1 rRNA gene is annotated in these 1,673 nt (G+C 51.3%); it reads right to left on the reverse strand.

Features of this window, described 5'->3' with window-relative positions:
- Positions 1–41: 41 nt before the first annotated feature.
- Positions 42–1,572, reverse strand: a 16S ribosomal RNA gene (locus BLV37_RS14740).
- Positions 1,573–1,673: the final 101 nt, after the last annotated feature.

Genomic DNA, 1,673 nt, shown 5'->3' on the forward strand with positions numbered 1-1,673 from the left:
GGTCTCTCAAAATTAAACAGTGAGAAGCTTATTTTCCTTAGAAAGGAGGTGATCCAGCCGCACCTTCCGATACGGCTACCTTGTTACGACTTCACCCCAATCATCGATCCCACCTTCGACAGCTGCCTCCTTACGGTTAGCTCACTGGCTTCGGGTGTTACCGACTCTCATGGTGTGACGGGCGGTGTGTACAAGACCCGGGAACGCATTCACCGCAACATTCTGATTTGCGATTACTAGCAACTCCGACTTCATGTAGGCGAGTTGCAGCCTACAATCCGAACTGGGACCGGCTTCTTGGGATTGGCTTGGCTTCGCAGCCTCGCTACCCGTTGTACCGGCCATTGTAGCACGTGTGTAGCCCAGGACATAAGGGGCATGATGATTTGACGTCATCCCCACCTTCCTCCGGTTTGTCACCGGCAGTCCCTCTAGAGTTATCAGCTTTACCTGTTATCAACTAAAGGCAAGGGTTGCGCTCGTTGCGGGACTTAACCCAACATCTCACGACACGAGCTGACGACAACCATGCACCACCTGTCTCCTCTGTATCCGAAGATAAATAGCTATCTCTAGCTACGGCAGAGGGATGTCAAGCCCTGGTAAGGTTCTTCGCGTTGCGTCGAATTAAACCACATGCTCCGCTGCTTGTGCGGGTCCCCGTCAATTCCTTTGAGTTTCATACTTGCGTACGTACTCCCCAGGCGGAGTGCTTAATGCGTTAGCTCCGGCACTGAAGGATGTCTCCTCCAACACCTAGCACTCATCGTTTACGGCGTGGACTACCAGGGTATCTAATCCTGTTCGCTACCCACGCTTTCGTGCCTCAGCGTCAGTTGCAGTCCAGAGAGTCGCCTTCGCCACTGGTGTTCCTCCTAATATCTACGCATTTCACCGCTACACTAGGAATTCCACTCTCCTCTACTGCACTCAAGCCTTCTAGTTTCAAATGCTAACTACGGTTAAGCCGTAGCCTTTCACATCTGACTTAAATGGCCGCCTGCGCACCCTTTACGCCCAGTAATTCCGGATAACGCTCGCCCCCTACGTATTACCGCGGCTGCTGGCACGTAGTTAGCCGGGGCTTCCTCCTAAGGTACCGTCTTCTTCTTCCCTTAGGACAGAGCTTTACGACCCGAAGGCCTTCTTCGCTCACGCGGCGTCGCTGCATCAGGGTTTCCCCCATTGTGCAATATTCCCCACTGCTGCCTCCCGTAGGAGTCTGGACCGTGTCTCAGTTCCAGTGTGGCCGTTCACCCTCTCAGGCCGGCTACTGATCGTCGCCTTGGTGAGCCTTTACCTCACCAACTAGCTAATCAGACGCGGGACCATCCTATACCGATAAATCTTTGGCTCATGAATCATGCGATTCTAGAGTTTTATGGGGTATTAATCCCGGTTTCCCGAGGCTATTCCCCTGTATAGGGCAGGTTTCCCACGCGTTACTCACCCGTCCGCCACTAGCTACATTAGATTCCATCCGAAAACTTCCTCTAATGTAACTCGTTCGACTTGCATGTGTTAAGCACGCCGCCAGCGTTCATCCTGAGCCAGGATCAAACTCTCAAATTAAAGTTTTCCTACTCATTAAAATTGTTTGGTTTTTGTGTCTTTCGACTGTAAACCTTTTTACTGGCTTCTCACTGTTCAATTTTCAAAGACCAACTTTATTA

It is taken from the genome of Proteiniborus ethanoligenes (assembly GCF_900107485.1).
GTDB classification, from domain to species: domain Bacteria; phylum Bacillota; class Clostridia; order Tissierellales; family Proteiniboraceae; genus Proteiniborus; species Proteiniborus ethanoligenes.